Below are 18,532 nucleotides of genomic sequence, written 5' to 3'. Positions count from 1 at the left end.
AATCATCTTGCGAGGCTCGCGCCGGAGCATGAGCTGCCTCGCGCCGGACAGTAGGGCCTCGTAAAGCGGGGTTCCACCGCTGGCGCGCAGGCCGAAGCGATGCGTGCAGGCGATGAGCGGCTGCTCGAACGTTTTGACCATTCCGTTGCCAGGAAACGCCATGGCTGCGGTTTGAATGCCTCGATGCGATTCGAGCGCTTTGCAAGCGGCGTAGAGCGCGCCGTTGGCGATCTCGATGGGCGCACCGGACATGCTGCTGCTTGTGTCCTCGATCAACATGACCGCAGCGTCGACCTTGCGGACGGTCCCACGGTGTTCGAAGACGCGAGGGTCCTGTACGGCCAGGTTGACCAGATGACGGTTGCTGATCCGATGGCCGCGATCGCGCACCTTGATGGGTGCCCTCGACTTCGCTTCCAGTAGGACGTTTAAGCGTTGCCGCAACGAGGCGCTTACGCGGTCGGCGAGCTCCGAATCAAGCGGCCCGCCGGCTATTGGAACGGTGCCCTGATCGGCGCCGCCGGGCGTAATCGACGCCGCGCCCGTGTATCTGTATGGGCCCGACTTCTCGATGACATCAGACGCCGTTTCGATCTGGCTCAGCACCTGATCACCGCGGTCGCGGAAGCCCTGCGCGCCGTCGCCAGAGATGGCGGCAGCGAGCGCGGCTTTCTGTGCGTCCGAGAGACCCTGCGGTCCCTGTGCGCCCTGCCCTGCCTCGCCGTCCTGCGAGGCATCGCCCTGTGGCCCCTGCTCCGCATCACCCTCGCTGTCCGGTTCGTCACCGCTGCAATCGCCCTGCGGGTCGGTGCCTGACTGGCCATCGTCCTGCGGAGCGTTGTCGTGTTGCGACTCGGGAGGCTGTTGTGCTTTCGCCTCCTCGTCCTTGAGCATCTCCACGATCGCATTGGTCAGATCGACCGCATCCAGCGTCGAGCGCATCGACAGTCCCTGATCCGCAAGAAGCCCCAGCAGACGTGTGCGCACGCCGGCGCCGAGTGTCTCCTCGATGAGCGCCATGCCTTGGTCCGCGATGGGCTGGTACGCCGGCTCATCACGGAGCATGGCGCGTAGCCAAGCGTGCCCAGTTGAGCTGATCAGGTCCGCAGGTGCTTGGCTCGCATCGACCCCTTGGGTGTCGTCGGCGATCAGCTGACAGCTGAGCGCGTCAAGAGTGCGACGTGTGCCGGGGTAGCGGGCGATCAGTTCGCCCTCCTGCCGGGGGTCTTCCAGTGCATTCAGCAGTCCAAAGTGCGCGGCTTCGTCGAACACCGAAAAATCCGTGGCGATCACATGACCAATCTCGTGGTCGAGGTACCCATAGGCGTAGCAGGCGAGCTTCTCAAGCGCATCGTTCTGCTCATCGGACACGGGGATTGGCAGGGTCGGCATATAGATCCGGCGGCCATCCGTCGCGGCGGGATGACCGTCGCTGAAGACCACCTCGACCTGGCGTTGGCGTGCCAGCGCCTGGGCAATGATGGGCAGCGACGCCAAGAGAGTCTTGGCATTGCTCTGTTTTTGCATGGTGTTCTCCTGAAGACCAGCCCCTTCCGGGGCTGGTCTTGGGTGGTGGTCAGATCAGGCCGCCCCACCGAACGGGGGACGGCGCTGCGATTGGCCGTGGGGGGAGCATCGGCTGCGCGAGCAGTACTTGAATCGCGGGGCGCGCGTCCTCCTCGTCCGCCTGCACGGCGAGTTCGGAGCCGCGGGGTGTCGTCGGAGGTGCGACCTCCTCCATCGCTTGCACGGTGGGTTCGGTGTCCTCGTTCACGATCTCAAGCCCGTCGGGGTCGCCGAGCAGGCTGGCCTGAGCCGGTTTGCTGCGGTTGGCGAACAGCTGCTCACCGTGCTCCAGCATTTCTTCCGGAGTGCGCAGCTGGGCGATGAGCCCGGCCAACGTCGCGAAGTCGCCGCCCTTCAGCGTGCCTGTCCGCGGCAGTGCGGCCAACACGGACCGGAAACCGGCCGCACTGGGCGCCACGCGCGGATCGAGCATCGAGAAGCTCACGAGCTTGTCGATGAGCTTCGATATCGGCGTAACCGCCTTATGCGTGCATGTGTCGCGCCCCATGATGTGGGCGTCGTGCACCTTGCAGGCCTCGGTCGCGATGTCAGCCAAAAGCGCCGGCACCGCCTCCGAGACCGCGGCCTTGAAGCGGCCGCCCACATCGTTGGCCGGCGCTTCTGCCCGGAAGTACGCCACCACGAAGCGGCAGCGGGACTTCAACTCGTGGGCCGGCAGACGGTTGCGCGAGATCAGGCTCGACCACGCCGGATTGTCCTCTTCCCATTCGAGATAGGCCCCTTCGAGGTTGGCCGCCAGGTCATCCAGGTATGCGTAGAACTGCACCTCGATGTCTCTGATCTCGGCCTCCAGGGCGGCGAGCTTGGTTTCCGGAACCATTGTTGCGCCGAGGAACGGCGCGCCGATCTTCGTCAGCGCGCGCTCAACCGCCTTGCGGCAATTGAAAAGCGGCGCAAGCCTGGCCGAATTGAGAATCCGCTTTCTGCCATCGCTGACGATCGAGGTTGGCGGCAGACCGCCCTTGACGGCGTCAAGGTCGGTGTCGCGGTCCACGGCCACTGTGCCGGTCGTGATCCGAATGAGGGGTCGAACAAGGACCACGCCCTTCAGGGTAGTTGTGTGCATCGGAAGATCTCCGTGTGAGGGCGTAAGCCCGTGCTGGACGGACGACGCCCCCAGACGGGAGCCCGTCCGGGTAGGTGCCCCATTGATGCCGGGGCGAGGTCATTGCAAAGCCGGGAGGCCTCGCGGTGAAAGCAGGTGGCACCTGGCGCCTCGTATCGAAGCACCACGCGGCACCCCCCTTGGGGATGTCCCTGCCGGCGCGTGAGCGCCGGCAGGGGTTTCCGTTAGATCAGACCGCCCCAGGGTTTGCTGGCAGCTGTCGCCGCCAGTGCCCTGAAGTTGAGCCGTTTGGGCAAGAGACCGAAGTCCGCGAGTCGTTCCGCCTGCTGCTCGGTGATCAGCGAACGCGTCAATGCCACCCATTCCTCCGGTGACATGTCGGGGGTGCCGTCGGACAGTGCCAGTCCTGCGTCCAGCAACTTGGCGACACAGGCCTGTATCACGCGACCGGGCAGGTTCCGGGCCGGAACGACGCCGGTGACGAGGACCTTGCCGCTCTGCCGGATGAACCGGATGGCGCCTTCGCCACAGGGCAGCGTCCAGGTGCGATCGCTGGTTTTGGCCAGGCCGAGCGGAATCAGCCGATTGAGCTTGCTGGGCCAGGCGTCCTCCCACATCTCCGCGGCGATCGTCACCTGATCGACGCGTGCTTTGGGCGTGCTGTTGTCGGGATGCACGTCCATATAGCGTCCGTCATTGCGCTTCTTGGTCGCGGCCTCTTCCGCTTTCTCCATTGCGCCAGCTTTGCCTGAGAAGCGTGTGCTGGATTCTCGGGGTCGATCAGCATCCGCACGACCATAGAGCGTGACGACGCTGAATGCTCCGTCTGAGGCTGTTCGCACCACGACCGCCCAGTCAGCGAACTCGCCAACCGTGGCCGAGTCGCGACGCAGATGCGCCACGACTTCGTCACCGGGCTTGAACCAGGTCATGCCGCCACCCGGTCGATCACTTCCTCCACTGCCTTCCTGGCTGGCGGGGGAAGCCCATTGCCGTAGCAGAGGGCGAACGCATACTTCATGGGGCTGATGTTCTTGTCCACGAGATGCGCAAACGCCCCAACGGCCTCGGTGATGTCGATGACCTCGCGCGTCGAGATGGGCGTGGTCAGCCCGTTCGAACCGCTCCTGTAGGCCTTGCGGAGCAGGTCTGCGATCTCGCACACCTTCTCAGCGACCGTTTCATCCTCATCACTCACCACGCCGGCCTGCCGGAGGATTTCCAGCTCGTCCGCGCGGCTCGGGTAGCCGACCTCGAACTTGTAGAAGCGGCTCATCAACGCGGAGTTCATCGTGGCGACACCGGCGTATTCGCCGCTGAGGTCACCCGAACCGTTCGAGTTGGCCGCGGCCATCACCATGAACCCGGCTGCGGCCTCGATCACTTCGCCTGAGTCGGGGACCACATAGAAGCCCCGATCGACGATGTCGTTGAGACCCGTGAGTTCAGCAGGATCAGCGAGGTCGAGTTCGTTCAGCACCACCGGGAATCCGTCTCGCATGGCGATGCCGAGCGGCCCGTCCACTGGGACGATCGTCATCCCACCGTTGTCGTTGGGAACGAGCGTCTTGCTCTGGACAGCGTCAGCGATTCGGAACTCGCGGTTGCAGGTCAGGCTGGCGATCGGAATACCGAGACGAGCGAAAAATTGCTCGATCACAGTGGTCTTGCCAGCCCCTTTGGGACCCGACAGCCACACGCCGCGGCGCGGCTGATGCGGCTGGCGATTGACCTCGCGCAGCCACGCGAACTGCAGAACGCGGAAGATTTCCTGCGAGAACGCGAAAGGCATGACCCGTCGCAAAAACGGGTGAGCGGAGTTGGTCATGCGTCCGGGCACCTGCACGTCGCCAGGCAGACCGAAAACACTCAAGGGAACGGGAACGTACTGATTCATGGGGCTCTCCTGTTGAAAGCGAGGGCGCACCTTCCCCCCGGCGGGGAGTGGTGCGCCCCGCGTGGGTCTTGTGGTGTTGTGCTAGCCGCAGAGGTAGGCGGCGAGATAAGCCGCGAAGGCCTTCGGGTTCTTTCGCAGCGTGAGCTCAGGGATCTTGCTGCGTAGACGTTCAACCACGATCTCTGCGTCGATGTGCTCACCTGTCGCCTCGTGGAGGTTCAGAGCGAACAACTCGGCCGCGGTCATGACGCCGGTCGGTCCGACACCTTGAGCATCGACCCACGCGGCTACTTCGGCAACCTCGATTGCCGGCGCGTCCGGACTGTTCAAGGTATGAACGGCATCCTCGAAGGCACCGATGACAAGTTTCTGGAACTCCGCCGCAGGCGTGTTCGCAAAATTGTCGTTGCCAGACTTCTCATGCAGCCGGCGCTTGATGCGTGCGCTTGAAATGCGCCAGCGGATGCGCAGCTTTGACTGTGCCACCGGCTGGCCGAGCATGCGGAGGATCATTCTCTCGCGTTCTGCGAGCCGCTCTTTCTCACGCTTTTTCAAGCGCGGCTTCGTCTGCAGCTTGATGCGACCACCGGGCTCTAGATCCGGGAAGAGTGGGGGGAGTTCCATCAGAGCCTCCGCTTGAGGATCAGCGGAGCCGGCGGTGGTGCAATCGCGGCGCAAAGCCGTCTCAGCAACTGAAGGATCTTGGGGTTCATCGGGGTCTCCTTGGTGGACCGGAGACGCACGACGCCCCTTGTGGGGATATCGGCATCCCCGGGGGTTTCGGCCACGAGGGCCTGGTGTGTGCTCCGTCAACGCGGGAGCGACGCGTGCAGCGTGAGCTGCGAAACCCAGCCCCAAGGAGGTGGGGACGTGGCAAGGCTGCCCCATCGGTTCGGGTGCAGCAAGGGGTTGACACTCATCTGTGTCGGGCCGGCTTTCCAAAGCGCTCTGTTGGCCAAGAGCGTTGGGGAAAGCCGGCGCGCCAGAAAGGCGCGCCGGTGTAGTGCTACTTGTCCGAGCTGGGTGTTGCGGCCGACATGACCGCGAAGTTCATCGTGTCGTTGAGGTAGATCACGAGAGGTCCTGATGTCTTCAGGATCTCGCAGACCTCAGTTTCCAAGCCCGCGTCCCAGAGGGCTTGGCGGAGGGTCTCTTCGGGTGCGGTGCTCCCTGTCAAACGCCTCACCGCGCGCTTGAAGGTCGCTGCGTCTTCATCAAAGACGTGTTCGTCGTGTCGATCGTCATCCCGATAGTCGTTGAGCTGCAGCAGGACGTAGTGATTCGTATCGCCCGTCACCAGGATGCTGTCAGCGCATGCAAGTCCTGCAGACGTGGGCATTTCCATGCGGCCGAGCGGACCGTTGATGCCGATGGCCGACACACGGACCAGCGTTGCGTAGGACCACACCCCTGAGTAGTGCAAGCGAGGTGCCTCCGGACCGGGTTCCTCCACTTTCACATGGAAGTCTTCGAACTCGACGCTGCGCGTGTAAACCCAGTGATCTGGGTGGAGATTGACCGCCAGCACGGGGATTCGGGCCTGCCAGGCGTAGCACATGCCCGCCCAGTCAGTCTCGTCGCCGCTTGAATCGAGGTCGCGGAGCACGATCGGTCCAACCTGCTCGCCCGACACCGGAGCCGGGCTCATCTCAATCAGCGGATCGTCATCGTCATACCTCGACTGCCGCGGCAGGTCATCGAACAGGTGCAACCAGGACCCCGGAAGCCAGTCGATATCGTTCAGCAGATCGATGCAGCCCCAAGTGCGACAGTGGTCTGCGTGGGCGGCCACGAAGTCGCGGCCGTGCATGCCCGCCTTGAGAGCGTTGAGCTGGTCTCGGGCAGCCTTTGCCGTTGCGGCCATAACGGCGCGCTCGGCACGTGCCGCATCGATCAGCTCGGTACGGTCTGGCATGCGGCCGAACCATTTCCGGGGATCGAGGTGGATGATCGTCGGGGCATTCCGCGTCCACCCACTGTCGAAGCGCATACCCTGCAGATAGACCACGGGCAGCCTGTTGCCGAGGGCGATCCGTAGCTTGCCCTCAGGCGTGTCGACCCAGGTCGTCTCATCTATGATCGCGTGCGGGCGAGCCCATTCGATTCCGTTGAACGAAACCGGGATGCTGAACCCCTCCAGACGTTTCTGGATGGCCTCGATTTCGCTCGGGCCAATAGATGCTTTGAGGCCTCGTAGGGAGATGCGCGCCCCGGTGGCCCGCCCGCCAGGCTTCAGCTCGACGGGCTTCAAGGCCAACAGGTCTTCAGTGCTTGCCCGGAACTGAAAATTGAGGCTCTCCACCTCGACCTCTTCGGCCGCGAAGAGCGCTGAGATCCAGCCGATGCCATAGGGGCTGTTCTCAGCGGTCACCGCTTCGTCCCAGCCGGACTCTGCGATCGCGAGGAGCTTCGAGGGATCCGCAATGCCGATGCCATCGTCCTCGACCGTCAGCACGCGGGTCGCCGGGTCATGGATCAGGGAGACCTGGCTCGCGCCGGCGCGTGCAGCGTTTTGCACCAGCTCGAAGACCACGGTGTAGGAATGGGTGAACGTGCGGGACAGAGCCTTCAGTAGGCTCTCTGTGTTGCTGGTGACCTGGATGCTGCGTACTGCGCTCATTGCGTTTCCTTGCTCTGAAAGGGCGAAACGCAGTACCCCCATCGGGGCGATGCGCCCCGTCTGGGTGGAGGACCAACGGTCCTGTGTGTGCTCGATCAATGCCCGAGCGAGGCCTGCTGCGAAAACCACGAAAACTCAAGCCGCTGCTTCAGCGGACTCAGGTCTCTTGGCTTGCCCGAAGTAGCTGCCGACCTCCGGCAAACGCCGCACCCAGTCGAGTGCGAGTTCGGCCACACGAATCGCGCCTTCGGCGTCTCCTTTCCAGACCCAAGCTTCTGTCCTTGGAAGGCTGATCTCCGTGCGAGCCAAACCGACAGCCTGCAGCGTGATGACCGTTTCGCCGTAGTCCGCGGAGCGGGCTGGCTCGATCACGATGCTGGCGCAGTGGGTCGGACACGAGATGTGTAGCTTCTGGTCGATAATGGCGAGGCGCATGTTTTGGACCGTAGCAAGTCGCACTGCGACCGAGTAGGCGTTGACAGAGGGAGAATCTCCCTTCTGCCAACGCCGTCTCGTTTACGCCGCTACCGGCGATTCACATGCCTGCAGCGCTTCAGCAGGAACGTACCGCGCCTTGGAGAAGTCCACGTCGGTGTAGTCCCCAGCGGTGCAGGCCCGGGCCATGGAGCACATGGCGCATGGGGATTCAAAGGCCATCCGCGGGCTCTTCGTGAACCGTTGCGCTCGGATGTCTTCGGCGATCCAGAGGATCTTCTGCAGGTACTCCCTCACCTGCTGTTCGGATCGGCGTGCCGTGAGCACCAAGGGTTCCACTGTGGGGCCCTGTCCAGTCCGCTTGGGCACCTGTCGCTTGATCATCTCGATCAGGCCGAGGCGCTCGGGCTTGGGCAGTCCCCATTGCTCGGCGGCGATGTCCATCGCCACCTGGTAGGCAGTCAGCTGCTCGTTGAGCACCAGGGCCGTCTCCGGATAGGGCTGCGCTGCGGTCTTGCTGTCGACTACTGCGAAATCGCCCTCGCGCGTGAACACCCCGAGGTCGATACGGCCGCGGACGATCACGTTGCCTGGCAACGCGAAGGCCACTTCGCGCTGCATGAGCGGTTCTCCGGTGGCATCGCAGGCCACGGTCAGCCCCATCGCCTGCCACGCATCCGGCCAGCGCTTCATGAGCTCGATGCCCATCGCCAGCATGGACTCCTCGGACCACTTCGCTCCGTAGTCGACCGGGCCTTCGTCGGCCTTCTGCAAGAAGGCGGCGATGAACACCTCAGCAGGGTCCACCTCCCTGCCCTGCAGCAGTCCGCGAAGATGAGCATCGACGGCTTCGTCGATGGCACCGCCGAAGATCAGCGCGTTCCCGGTAGCGGCTTCCCGCCACCGGTAGACGTACTTCAGGAGATAACTCCAGCGGCAGCGCTCCCAGTCGGCAATTCTTGACGGGGAAAGGTAGAGCGGCTCGACCCTCATGCCGCACCTGCCTTGGCGCTCTTCGCCTTTCGAGCCTGTTCGCCCACGTTGGCCGCGAAAGCCATGAGTTCCGCGTTGCTTTTGAAGTTCTCGACCTGGAACTCGCTCCCAGCACGCGCAGCAGCTTGCTGCGCGCGACTGATTGCAACGGCAGAAAGACCGTTGGGCACCGTTGCTTTCGGCGATGTGGTTGGGTGACTCAGGGTTGGCACGTGTACTGCCGTCGGCGACTCTCCCAGGACTACCTCCGTCACGACCACTGGATCGTTGACAGTGGTGTCGGTGGGCCGGTGGAAATCCGCGTGTGCGACCTGAATCTCGGCCGCCGCGACGGGCACCACCGCCAATCGTGGAGAGCGGGCGGCAGCGCCACCGTTGGCCCCACTGGGCAGTACGGTCACCTTGGCACCCATCAGCTCAGCTGCGCCCGGTGTGAACAGTCGGGCATCGAAGGCCGCTGGCAGGCCGAGGCTCTCGAAAAGCCGCGAGCGGGCATTGTTTTCGCCCATCTCATAGGCCTTTCGTGCGCCGATCTCGATCAGGCTGCTGGCATCTGCCACGACGCGACCAGTAGGGTCTCTGAGTGTGGCGGTGATCAGCATTGCCGGAAACAGCATGGGTTGATCGCCGCTGCGGTATGCCAGGCCGAAGTCGTCGTAGGCCGGCACCTTTTCAGCCAAGTGTTCGCGAACGGTCGTGAGTGACCATCCGACCTCGGCCGGGAAGAGCGAACGGAACAGCGGATATCGCTCGGAAATGGGCCAGAGCAGCGCCTTGCCATCATCGGTTTGCACCAATGCGTGCAGGCAAACAACCGTGCCCGCGAACGGGCCGGCGGGAAGCACGTAGTTCATGGGGATTCTCCTTCCTGGGCATTCCGTGCATGCCAGGAATTGCGTTTGCGCCCGGAACGGCGGGCGTTGTGAGTGGGCTGTTAGCCGAAGTCCATGTCCCGCGGGGCGGGACCCAGGTGTGCCTGAGCGAGCGCTTGCGGTGCCGGGGTGGGCGCCGGGGTGGGTGTGGGTGTGGGGGTCGGCAAGGGGTGTGCCGTGGGCGTTGCTGCTGCAGACGCAGGACGGTTGTCCTCCCGATCTACCGGTGGGCTCACGATCTGCAGACTGTCGCAGCGAACCAGGGTTCGATTCCGCTTGACGCCATCGGAGCCGACATAGTCGTCGTGACGGGTCTCGCCAACCACGTACACCAGAGCGCCTTTGACAGCCTTGTCGCGCAGGAAGTCACAGTAAGCCTCGAACGTGGTGTAGAGCTCCACGTCGTGCCAGGTGGTTTCCTCTCGCTTGGCGCCGGTGGAGTCCTTCCAACGCTTGGTGGTGGCCACCCGCAAGATGACGAACCAGCCACGGTCCGCTTTGGGGTTGGGGCGGATTTCGGCGTCCTTGCCAAGATGGCCGCCGATCCGCTGCTCGTTGATGTAGAGCATGGGTTTTCCTCTCGCACAAGAACTGATGAGAGGGACCCTGGCGCTGTGCGGCGCGCCTGGGTCCCAGACGCGTCCCCGACGGGGACCCGTCGGGAAGAGGACGATTGACGACCGTCCGAGCCGTGGCTCGCTAGAGCCGAACATCTGATGTCGCGACGAGCTTGCGTCAGGCCCCATGGTCGGGGGCTGACGGAAGCTCGCGGTGGACACGCACCGCGAGTTCCCCCCGATGCGGCGGCCATGCGCTACATCGGGGTGCTGCAGGCCTGCGGGAGGTGCAGGCCCTGCTTCTTGGCGAACGAAAGCAAGAGATCGATCGGATCGCTGTCGCTGCCCAAAGCATCGACTTCGCACTGATCGATCACCTCCGGCGGTACAGCGATGCTGCGTCCGGTGCTGCTGTAGATCATCGGTACGTTGCCGTCTAGGTCAATCGTGAAGCTGGCCGCAATTCCCATGGGAGTCTCCTTCGGGAGTGGATCACAAGGGGCTAGGGGCCCCTCAAAGTCGACTCTCGCGAACCGACTTTGAGGGACCCCCAGCCGCTTGCGCGGCCAGGGGTTGAAGAGGGTCTACCTGCAGTCAGCCAGGCCTTCTTCGATGCACGAGATCGCCCGACCCGAACGGGTCGAAAGGTCGAGTACACGTTGGCGCAGCCCAATGGGCTGGCCCTCCGCTTCTGCTGCCTCGACGGCAGCAAATGCTTCCTCCTCTCGCTCGGACGCGGACGTCCAGAGAGCGATCGTTCCGACAACACAGACGACCGCGATCGCGACCGCCTGAAATCGGGTGGCGCGCCGCACGCGAATTTCCTCGCGTGCAGCCAAATGACGACGGGCAACCTGCCCCGGCGTCGACTTCACAGCCATTTTCCTGACCATGTGACTCACCTCCAGGCGTGCCTTCCCGGAATGAGATGAAAACCACCCTGGGGCACGTCCAGGGCGGGAAACCCAAGACGCAACGCCCCCATGCGGGAGTGCTGCCCCGCGGGTTGGAATAGGTGCAGGCGTGCGCGTGCTACGCGCTCTTATCCATCGGCGCCCTGGGGCTGCCTTCGGGCCTGCTTAGGTTCCATTGACTCAATGTCATGCCGGATAGGCACACGAACACGAGGCTGCAGCTCACGCCGCGCTCTCACTGAGTTGATCGTAGGGATCAGGGAACCTCGACCCACAAGCGCAGTGCGCGAGGGGTCTGGGGCGCTCATAAGGACCGAGGTCCTAAGAGCGGCCGGCGCGCATGGCGCGGCGGTCTTCTGGTTCACCTCATGACGAGGTGGCCGGAGCTTCTGGCTTCCGGACTTTCGGGATGTGCCACATCGAGGCGGTGGCGGCGCACAGAGCCCAGGGGGCTCAGTCGAGGACGAGGCTAGTCTGCTCCCGGCGCCGCCGCAAGGGGTTGACAGCCCGATCGCGAATGCTGAGTTCGGCCTTCAGCGTGACTGCCCGAAAACTCCCGAAAATCGCTGGCATTCTGAAAGTGGGTGCGCGGGCTGGGTGGGACTCTGTACTCCCAAAGTCGAGGAACTCTCCATGGATCTCCGCACCGAAGAAACAGCCACAGCACCCGATCAACAGGAGGCTCCCGCGCCCTCAAAGCGCGCCAGCAGGCTCAATGACTGGGCGAGCTACAACCCGTCCACCTCGACGTCGAGGTTCTCGATGCCCCTGGAGCTTGGCACCGGTATTGGCCAGCGTTCGTTCGGACAATGGTACGCGCGCGTCCAGACCGCCTCGGTCATGCTGGTCGATGTGATGCCGCGAGCGCTGCATAGCAAGCAGCAGGCACAGGACGTGATGGACGTGGTCACAGGTTCCTACGACCAGGCGCATGAGGAGCTCCAGGACGAGCTGCTGAATCTGCGCCAAATGCTTCGCGAGAAGGGCATTGTGGCCCAGAAGTGCTTCACGAAGCCACGCAAGCTTAATGTCCCCTTCTACAACAACTATTGTCTTCGTTTCCTGCAGATGGTTGCTATGTTCGAGGACGTGGTGTGGCACCTCGACTGCCTCGCGACGTACGGTGTCATCAAGAATTCAGAGCGCATGAACCGCCAGTCGAAGGCCCGCGGCCGTCTGAATCAAGTGAGCTTGGAGACCGTTCGCGTCTGGAGCCGCGCCAAGCAGGCGATCCGTCGTACGGCGGCCGAGGATGGCCACGAGAACGCCGACGGCGTCGAGCTGGCCGAGAGAAAGGTCGCTGATCTGACCCAGAGCATTGCATCGGAGGCCGGGATCGAGATCGACAGCGGGGCGGAGGACGACATCGCCGAGGTGCCGATGTCTGAGGCCTCGGTTGCCGGCTGATGCTCAATGAGGCGCAGCAGCGGGCGGTCGAGGCGGCCGGGCATTGCCTGGTCGCCGCCGGCCCGGGATCCGGGAAGACGCGCGTTCTGAGCGAACGGGGCGCGCGAATTCTCCGTGAGAACTCGACCCTTCGACTGTGCGCCGTGACGTTCACCAGCGATGCGGCCCAGGAGCTTGCACATCGCATGCTGCAGTTGGTTCCCAATGCCTCCCGCCGCATCCAGCACGGCACCTTCCACGCTCTGTGCAAGAAGCAGTTGCTGGCGTCAGGGCGCGCCGTCCGGCTGATCAACGACCACCAGGCTCGCGACTACTTGCGGCGAGCGTTCCAGGTGATCGTTGAGGAGGGGTTTGGCGAAAAGTTCGATGAGTTCGAGTCTGCGGTTGCCAAGCTGAAGGCGGACCCTGATGCCGTCATGGTTGTGCGCAGGTCAATCACCCCGAGCCCGGACGGCGTGGAGGTTGGCCCGACGGAAGGCTCGGTCGAGCGCGGGTTCCTGCTCTATCAGGAATCACTGTCCTCGAACGGAGTACTCGACTTCGCGGACCTGATTCTCCAGGCCGTGTTCGGTATGCGCGACGGCAGCGTTCTGCCTTTGCAGGTGGAGCACCTGCTGGTCGACGAGTTCCAGGATACCGATGCCGCCCAGTTCGCCTGGATGCGCGGCCACCTGGATGCCGGCGTCTGCGTGACCATCGTGGGCGACGATGACCAATCGATCTACGGCTGGCGACAGGCCCTGGGCTATGCGGGCATGGATGCATTCGCGAAGCTGGCCCAGGCCGAGCACGTCGTTCTGGACACTACCTATCGCTGCGCGCGCAGCATCATCCGGAGCGCGGGTCAGTTGATCCTGCAGAACCAGGAGCGCATCCCGAAGAACCTGCGCACTGCGTCCAGTAAGGATGGACAGATTCGCGTGGAGGGTTGTCGGAGCCGAGAACAGGAGCTGCAGCTCATCGTCAGCCGCATCAAGGCGTGCGAGGACCCCTCCTCCTGGGCCGTGCTGGCACGCACAAATGCCCTGCTCGACGCGCTTGAGATTGCCATGTCGGGTGAGATCGAGTTCGTCCGCGAGGACGCCCGCTCGTTCTGGTCCTTGAAAGGCCCCCGCCTTTTCCTGGGCGTCGTGAAATCCCTTGTCTCCAACGACATGCTGGGCCTTGACGCGCTGCTCGGACACTGTGGCGTCGGCCAATCCGACCTGCATCGCATCGCAGTGGCCACCCATTCGACTTACCCTGGAGCCGCGCTGCGTTTTGCTCGTCAAGAGCTACCGGATCTGCAGGCGCTGCCGGCGCCGGCGCGCCAACTGCGCGCGTTCCTGCCTGCGTGGATGCGCGCACTCGACCACCCGAATGCCGCGCAGGGGATAGGCTTCGAAGCCATCGCTGAGTTCATGCTGACTCAGGTCCAGTGGCAGGGCAGATCGAGGACATCGCCCCAGGTCATCGAAACCGAGCGCACGCGTCTCAAGAGCTGCGTTGAGAGGTTCCAAACCGTGAAGCCCACTGACCTCCAGGGCTTCATTCGCCGGCTTGAGAACGCAGAAGAGAAGCAGACCAAGACCGGGCCGCGCCTCATGACCTTGCACGGAAGCAAGGGCCTCGAGTTCGACCGTGTATGGCTCATGGCTTGCGAGCGGGGGGTTTTTCCGCCAAGCGCTGCGATCGGCAAGGTGCTCGACGAAGAGCGGCGGCTTATGTACGTCGGCATGACGCGTGCGCGTTTCGAGCTGACAGTTTCTTACAGCACGGCGAATAACGGCGCGGCCAGCGAGTTCATCGAGCAAGCCGGGCTGTTTGCTGCAAGTAGGGCATAACCCCGGCAGAGATGCTCGGTGGTGTGCATCAATCAACTCAAGGAGTGATCGCATGAAAGCAAGTCTCAAGGGCCTCTGGACAAGTGTCAGCCAATCCTACGGTTGGGAAGGACTTAAAAAGGGCCGCTGCCGAATCGCCGGTTTTTGGCTGACCTTCATGCCAATGTGGTGGTTCTTCGGAAGTCTATACCTGGCTGCCCCGGCTGCTCTGGCCCTGTTGTTCGCCGCAGACCGCCTGCGTGCCAGATACATGCGTACGCTGGAAGTCCGGATGAACGCCAAGGATTCCGCGTCGTGGGACGTGGAAATCAACCAGGTCAAGGTCGGACAGCTTTCTGACGCGGACTATGCGTTGATCCGGTACCGCGTATTCTCAGACGAGCGCGTGTACATCGCGCAGTCCTTCAACCTGCTACGTGTAGCGGTGAATGCTATCGACTCCCTCGTTCTAGCAATACCCATCGGCGCCTTTTGGGTCGCTGTCGCGCTGTTGATTCTCTCGCCGGAGACGATCACCAGTGTCCTCGCGGCGCTCCAGCACGCCACCCCCAGCGACCTGAGGCACGCACTGGGGACCGCGAGCCCGGTTTTGGTCCTCGTGATTATGGTGTCGTTCGCATTCAATTGGATGTTTGGCCTGTCTCGTTTCGGGTTCATCAACCGCTTCGATGATGCCGTTGGCACTGCCATCCGCAAGCGCCTTGGTGTGGCCGCTGAAGGTGATTGTTTGCTCTCACGCTGGGCTGAAGGCAGCGTTGTTTTCACCAATGAAAGGGCCACCATTCGTTTCGATAAGGGCCAATGAAACCCATGTCTACCACCCCCGAGACGACAGGCACAACGGGTGCGAGTTACGCCGAGTTCCTGCTCCAATAGGAATTTCAACTCTCCAGAGCCTTCGCGCGCGGTCAATACCGCGCGAAGCGTCGGGGACGCCGCGGTGCGGCGCGACAGCGTTGTTCGCAGTTCTTCGAGTTCTCCTGTGCGGTCGGCGATGTGCTGTCGGCTGCGTTCGCGGACTCTCCATGCGTGTCAGTGCTTCTCACCCTACCTGCCGCAGTTCGGCGTGGATGTGTCCACATCCACTCCAGGTCTTTCTGCTCGGAAGCCAGAAGTCGACCTTGTTCACGATCTGAACATGCCACTGCGCCTTGTAGGTCAGCCTGCCTACAAGGCGCAGTCGCCGCAGGCACGTGCGCCCCGGCCTGCGGCTGCAGGACAGGCGATGGCGCTTTCCTGCCTGCGAAGCTGTGCACGACCGCGACGTCAACGCTGCGATCCACATCGAGCCCGAAGGTGCTCGCGAGCGCTGAGACTCCGAGCCTATCGCCTGTATGCAGTGATGAACACGTTGACCGGCTCGGAGATCGCAGCCCAGACACGATGCGCTTCCAGTAGCGCCACGCTGTGCGTCGCAGACGTCTCGTCGACTTGACTGAAGCTGGTCAAGAGCAATTCAAAGTCCTGCGGGCACATCCACGTCGTGAGCAACGGTTCGCCCATCTCTGTCTCAGAAAGACACTGCAAGTTTGACTCGAAGGGCTGCCGCCACGAGCTTGAACAGATGAACTCGAGCAGCGCTGCACCTGCTTCTGCGGCCATCTGAACGGGGTCGCCAACTGGCGTGACAAGCACCCGGTATCGTTCGTCACCGAGCCGATGCGCAAGTTCGATCAGCTCAGGCTCGTCACTGACTCGCGCGACCTCGGGTCCAAGTTGGAGGGGGCGCGCTGGATCACACTCAACAATCTTCGCCATGCAGGGATTCTCTCTTCAGTCAATGGGATGGAACGACACGGCGGGCTACTGGTTCCTCACGCCCGCTTCTGGAACTCCGCGACCATCTTTCCGAGCGCTGCAGAACTCACGAGAACCAGCAAGGGAAAGAAAAAGGGCTGCAACGGGATGGGCAGGAACAGCAGCACCACGTACGCGACCACGAGGATCTCGACTGCGTAGAGGCTGAGGCGATGCTTGAGGGGGCTGGCCAGGCTGAAGTCCGTCTGCTTGACCTTGCGCCGCACCCAGCCGTCGATCAGGAACGGCACGGCCACGATCAGCGCGTAGGGGAACCACAAGCCGGCGACGGAAATGCGCAGGAAGCTCTGGTAGAGGATGGTCCACCACGTCCGCAGGCGTCCTTCCCACCAGTCGAACAGGGATCCGAACTGACGGTCCATGCCCACCATGTCGGCATCCGCCTTGGTCGGGATCATGGCGCCGAAGACCAGGCTCGATATGCCCGTGTCCACGAAGGCGGCCTTGAACCATTCCTGCGCGCGCGCCTCCGCGGCGCCGGCGACGTCCGGAGTGAAGAAGGCAGCGTTGGCCTGGCGCTCACGCTCGACTGAGCGAGCAAGCCACTCCTCGCCCACGAAGCCCAGCAGCGCGATGACATGCAGCATCACGATGAGGGTGGTGACTTTCCACGTCTTGTTTGTACTGGCCATCCATGCCTCCTCGATCAGTCTGCGTAGGCCGTCAGCCGCGGCAGGATCGGCAATAGCTCTCTTCGGGTTGAGCGATCCAGAATCTGGTTCAGCAGGGCGGCGGCGAGCGCGTCCGGCCGATAGCTTTCCAGGTGTTCGGGGAGTTCAGAGGCGACTTCAATCCGTGCGGGCGAGTGCTGCTCCATCCACTGGGGCAAGGGACCGTCGTTGAGCGCGTCCCAAAGCTCACCGTTGGCCCCATGCACTTGGGCTTCGAGGATGAGGGACACGTGGCGCAGTAGGCCGCGCATGTAGGCCACACGCACCTCTTCGGAGAACTTCTCCTCGTCAGGCAGGCTGGCTTGCGTCGCAAGCATCTCGCTGAAGCCGTTGGCGATCGCCTCCTCAAGGAAAGCGCGGCCGCTCGGATGTGCGATGTGGAGTCCGATGTGGGCGGCGAGGTCTTCGGTCAGCTGCTCGGTGACAGGCCACATGCGGAACATGAGGCGCGCCAAAGAGGCGATGCGGAGCTTGCGCAGCACGCGGCTGACCACGTCCTTCGTTCGCTCTTTCGCAGGGCCTGCTTGGGGTCGGATTGGCTTCACGCAGCGCTCTTGAGGATCGGGATCCGGGCCTTGATGAGACGTCCTCCGGAGATCCGGGCGAAGAACTCAAGGTCGGGGAGTGCGCCCATCATCGGAGGATCTACAAGGGCCACTTCCGTCTCCTTCAGCGATTCGTTGGTCGTTCCTGAGAAGATGAACGGCTCGTCCGTCTCCGCCTTGGCCGACTGGCTGTACTCCACGTGGCGCACCACCGTCTTCGAGAAGGTCTCGGTGATGTAATCCTGCGTGGGTCCATCAATCAGTCGCAATGCGACAACGTTGTTTAGGTTACCCAAAACCATGCGGGTTTTGGCATCGCTGCCGAGACGGCTTGTGAAGTCGCCCAGGGTCTGCGTCGCCACGGTGATCCGCGCCTTGGATCCACCCGCCTTGTTCAGCATGGCGATGAACGGGTCGTTCGCCAGCTCAGCGGCCTCGTCGACGTAGATGTTGACCGGCTGGAGGTCCTTGCCGTAGTTGTAGCGGTCGCCGGCGACGGCCGTGAGGTCCGCCAGGAACATGGCACCGATGGCGCTTCCCACGAACTTGTCGGAGAGCGAGTCGAGTCCGATGTAGACCACCTGCTTGTTGTGGATCGCGCGACTGAAATCTGTGATAGGCCGCTTGTCGCGCAGGTCTTCGGAATCCGGGGAGAGCAGGTCGCCCAGCACCCCGGAGGTCAGCATGGTCAGCACCGGCAGCAGCGACGCGATCATCTTTCCGTAGTGCGTCGCGTCGTGCGTAAAGGAACTGATCAGCCCCTGCAGCTCCTGGGACGGTGCGTGCTTGGACACGTAGTCACGGTAGAAGCGTGCGTGTCGGTTCGCCTGGTCGTTGATATCCGGCTTGGCGCCCTCCATCGCGCGCTTCAGCGCTTCCTCCCACTCCTGGCCACGCTCGGCGAAGGTCTTCCGGCAGTAGGCCAGAATCGCGCTCTTGACCAGATGGGGCATGCCGCCCTCGAAGCAGGTCAGGATCTTCTTCAGGGTCGGTTTCTCGTCGATCAGCAGGATGCCGTTCGCGATGTTGGTGAGCTGCATCTGACCGAACGCGGCGAACGGGTCTGCGCCGGTTTCCGACGGGATCAGGCTGGCGATGCGCGACGCCAGCTCTGTGGCGCGGTTGAAGTTCCGCAGCGGATCGATACGCCAGGACTTGTCCGGAAACGCGGGGTGAAAATAGACGAAGTCATCCTCCCTTCCATCAGCGATGCAGGCTTGTCGCGCGCACTCCATCAGGTCCTTGTCGCCCTTGGGGTCCAGGATGATGACGGTCTCGCCGCGGAAGACAGCTTGGGTGATCAGCGAGTCAAGAATTCTCGTTTTGC

General features: G+C 63.1%; 19 protein-coding genes. 3 read left to right on the top strand and 16 right to left on the bottom strand.

The window, feature by feature from the left end; translation table 11 throughout:
* The 12 genes from ACIQ7H_RS19700 to ACIQ7H_RS19645 form a co-directional block, all read right to left on the bottom strand.
* The coding region (locus ACIQ7H_RS19700; RefSeq protein ID WP_395794737.1) for a hypothetical protein at positions 1–1,527 on the bottom strand (1,527 nt) is incomplete at its 3' end.
* Between the two features lie 49 nt (positions 1,528–1,576).
* Positions 1,577–2,653, bottom strand: a complete 1,077-nt coding sequence (locus tag ACIQ7H_RS19695) for a DUF3150 domain-containing protein (RefSeq protein WP_395794735.1) — start codon at positions 2,651–2,653, stop codon at positions 1,577–1,579.
* A gap of 224 nt (positions 2,654–2,877) precedes the next feature.
* A complete protein-coding gene (locus ACIQ7H_RS19690) occupies positions 2,878–3,585 on the bottom strand; it encodes a hypothetical protein (protein WP_395794733.1) in 708 nt (235 codons plus the stop codon).
* A complete protein-coding gene (locus tag ACIQ7H_RS19685; RefSeq protein ID WP_395794731.1) occupies positions 3,582–4,550 on the bottom strand; it encodes an AAA family ATPase in 969 nt (322 codons plus the stop codon). Before ACIQ7H_RS19685 ends, ACIQ7H_RS19690 begins: the two co-directional genes overlap by 4 nt.
* An 81-nt stretch (positions 4,551–4,631) precedes the next feature.
* Positions 4,632–5,174 (bottom strand): hypothetical protein, encoded by a 543-nt coding sequence (locus ACIQ7H_RS19680; protein ID WP_395794730.1) that lies wholly within the window; start codon positions 5,172–5,174, stop codon positions 4,632–4,634.
* Between the two features lie 382 nt (positions 5,175–5,556).
* Positions 5,557–7,170: an ATP-binding protein gene (locus ACIQ7H_RS19675; RefSeq protein ID WP_395794728.1), complete on the bottom strand. Its 1,614-nt coding sequence runs from the start codon at positions 7,168–7,170 to the stop codon at positions 5,557–5,559.
* Positions 7,171–7,305: 135 nt separating this feature from the next.
* The gene (locus tag ACIQ7H_RS19670) at positions 7,306–7,605 is read right to left on the bottom strand and encodes a hypothetical protein (protein WP_395794726.1); all 300 of its coding nucleotides are present in this window, start codon (positions 7,603–7,605) and stop codon (positions 7,306–7,308) included.
* An 81-nt stretch (positions 7,606–7,686) separates the two neighbouring features.
* Positions 7,687–8,598, bottom strand: coding sequence for a PD-(D/E)XK nuclease family protein (locus ACIQ7H_RS19665; RefSeq protein ID WP_395794724.1), 912 nt, complete (start codon positions 8,596–8,598; stop codon positions 7,687–7,689).
* On the bottom strand, positions 8,595–9,452 hold the full coding sequence (locus ACIQ7H_RS19660) for a hypothetical protein (RefSeq protein ID WP_395794722.1): 858 nt from the start codon (positions 9,450–9,452) through the stop codon (positions 8,595–8,597). The genes ACIQ7H_RS19665 and ACIQ7H_RS19660 overlap by 4 nt, the downstream gene beginning before the upstream one ends.
* 80 nt (positions 9,453–9,532) lie before the next feature.
* Positions 9,533–10,039 carry a single-stranded DNA-binding protein gene (locus ACIQ7H_RS19655; protein WP_395794720.1) on the bottom strand — a complete coding sequence of 169 codons (507 nt, stop codon included), beginning with the start codon at positions 10,037–10,039 and terminating at the stop codon, positions 9,533–9,535.
* 245 nt (positions 10,040–10,284) lie between these two features.
* Positions 10,285–10,497, bottom strand: a complete 213-nt coding sequence (locus tag ACIQ7H_RS19650; protein WP_395794718.1) for a hypothetical protein — start codon at positions 10,495–10,497, stop codon at positions 10,285–10,287.
* Between the two features lie 114 nt (positions 10,498–10,611).
* Positions 10,612–10,920 (bottom strand): hypothetical protein, encoded by a 309-nt coding sequence (locus ACIQ7H_RS19645; RefSeq protein ID WP_395794716.1) that lies wholly within the window; start codon positions 10,918–10,920, stop codon positions 10,612–10,614.
* 654 nt (positions 10,921–11,574) lie between these two features.
* Here ACIQ7H_RS19645 and ACIQ7H_RS19640 point away from each other — a divergent pair.
* From ACIQ7H_RS19640 to ACIQ7H_RS19630, 3 genes are read left to right on the top strand one after another with little or no spacing between them, the layout of a single operon-like run.
* Complete coding sequence (locus ACIQ7H_RS19640; protein ID WP_395794714.1) at positions 11,575–12,348, top strand: hypothetical protein; 774 nt, start codon at positions 11,575–11,577, stop codon at positions 12,346–12,348.
* Positions 12,348–14,171, top strand: coding sequence for an ATP-dependent helicase (locus ACIQ7H_RS19635; RefSeq protein WP_395794712.1), 1,824 nt, complete (start codon positions 12,348–12,350; stop codon positions 14,169–14,171). The genes ACIQ7H_RS19640 and ACIQ7H_RS19635 overlap by 1 nt, the downstream gene beginning before the upstream one ends.
* A gap of 52 nt (positions 14,172–14,223) precedes the next feature.
* Entirely contained in the window at positions 14,224–14,976 is a 753-nt protein-coding gene (locus tag ACIQ7H_RS19630; RefSeq protein ID WP_395794710.1) for a hypothetical protein, read from the top strand.
* Positions 14,977–15,494: 518 nt separating this feature from the next.
* Here the strand turns inward: ACIQ7H_RS19630 and ACIQ7H_RS19625 are convergent.
* The 4 genes from ACIQ7H_RS19625 to traD form a co-directional block, all read right to left on the bottom strand.
* A complete protein-coding gene (locus ACIQ7H_RS19625; protein WP_395794708.1) occupies positions 15,495–15,929 on the bottom strand; it encodes a hypothetical protein in 435 nt (144 codons plus the stop codon).
* Positions 15,930–15,985: 56 nt separating this feature from the next.
* Positions 15,986–16,621: a DUF4400 domain-containing protein gene (locus ACIQ7H_RS19620; RefSeq protein WP_395794706.1), complete on the bottom strand. Its 636-nt coding sequence runs from the start codon at positions 16,619–16,621 to the stop codon at positions 15,986–15,988.
* Between the two features lie 14 nt (positions 16,622–16,635).
* A complete protein-coding gene (locus ACIQ7H_RS19615; protein WP_395794704.1) occupies positions 16,636–17,142 on the bottom strand; it encodes a hypothetical protein in 507 nt (168 codons plus the stop codon).
* A 59-nt stretch (positions 17,143–17,201) separates the two neighbouring features.
* A partial coding sequence (gene traD / locus ACIQ7H_RS19610) for a conjugative transfer system coupling protein TraD (protein WP_395794702.1) occupies positions 17,202–18,532 on the bottom strand: 1,331 nt, incomplete at its 5' end.

The organism is Aquimonas sp. (genome assembly GCF_044377145.1).
Classification (GTDB): Bacteria; Pseudomonadota; Gammaproteobacteria; order Xanthomonadales; family Xanthomonadaceae; genus Aquimonas.
The sequence above is the reverse complement of the archived record's forward strand: the minus strand, read 5'-3'. Positions and strand labels throughout refer to the sequence as shown.

Excerpts from the sequence above, each read along its gene's own strand:
- ACIQ7H_RS19680 (WP_395794730.1), bottom strand. The coding sequence starts at position 5,174 with ATGGAACTCCCCCCACTCTTCCCGGATCTAGAGCCCGGTGGTCGCATC.
- ACIQ7H_RS19665 (WP_395794724.1), bottom strand. The coding sequence starts at position 8,598 with ATGAGGGTCGAGCCGCTCTACCTTTCCCCGTCAAGAATTGCCGACTGG.
- ACIQ7H_RS19660 (WP_395794722.1), bottom strand. The coding sequence starts at position 9,452 with ATGAACTACGTGCTTCCCGCCGGCCCGTTCGCGGGCACGGTTGTTTGC.
- ACIQ7H_RS19655 (WP_395794720.1), bottom strand. The coding sequence starts at position 10,039 with ATGCTCTACATCAACGAGCAGCGGATCGGCGGCCATCTTGGCAAGGAC.
- ACIQ7H_RS19625 (WP_395794708.1), bottom strand. The coding sequence starts at position 15,929 with ATGGCGAAGATTGTTGAGTGTGATCCAGCGCGCCCCCTCCAACTTGGA.
- ACIQ7H_RS19620 (WP_395794706.1), bottom strand. The coding sequence starts at position 16,621 with ATGGCCAGTACAAACAAGACGTGGAAAGTCACCACCCTCATCGTGATG.
- ACIQ7H_RS19635 (WP_395794712.1), top strand. The coding sequence starts at position 12,348 with ATGCTCAATGAGGCGCAGCAGCGGGCGGTCGAGGCGGCCGGGCATTGC.
- ACIQ7H_RS19630 (WP_395794710.1), top strand. The coding sequence starts at position 14,224 with ATGAAAGCAAGTCTCAAGGGCCTCTGGACAAGTGTCAGCCAATCCTAC.
- ACIQ7H_RS19640 (WP_395794714.1), top strand. The coding sequence starts at position 11,575 with ATGGATCTCCGCACCGAAGAAACAGCCACAGCACCCGATCAACAGGAG.
- ACIQ7H_RS19670 (WP_395794726.1), bottom strand. The coding sequence starts at position 7,605 with ATGCGCCTCGCCATTATCGACCAGAAGCTACACATCTCGTGTCCGACC.
- ACIQ7H_RS19675 (WP_395794728.1), bottom strand. The coding sequence starts at position 7,170 with ATGAGCGCAGTACGCAGCATCCAGGTCACCAGCAACACAGAGAGCCTA.
- ACIQ7H_RS19690 (WP_395794733.1), bottom strand. The coding sequence starts at position 3,585 with ATGACCTGGTTCAAGCCCGGTGACGAAGTCGTGGCGCATCTGCGTCGC.
- ACIQ7H_RS19695 (WP_395794735.1), bottom strand. The coding sequence starts at position 2,653 with ATGCACACAACTACCCTGAAGGGCGTGGTCCTTGTTCGACCCCTCATT.
- ACIQ7H_RS19645 (WP_395794716.1), bottom strand. The coding sequence starts at position 10,920 with ATGGTCAGGAAAATGGCTGTGAAGTCGACGCCGGGGCAGGTTGCCCGT.
- ACIQ7H_RS19650 (WP_395794718.1), bottom strand. The coding sequence starts at position 10,497 with ATGGGAATTGCGGCCAGCTTCACGATTGACCTAGACGGCAACGTACCG.
- ACIQ7H_RS19685 (WP_395794731.1), bottom strand. The coding sequence starts at position 4,550 with ATGAATCAGTACGTTCCCGTTCCCTTGAGTGTTTTCGGTCTGCCTGGC.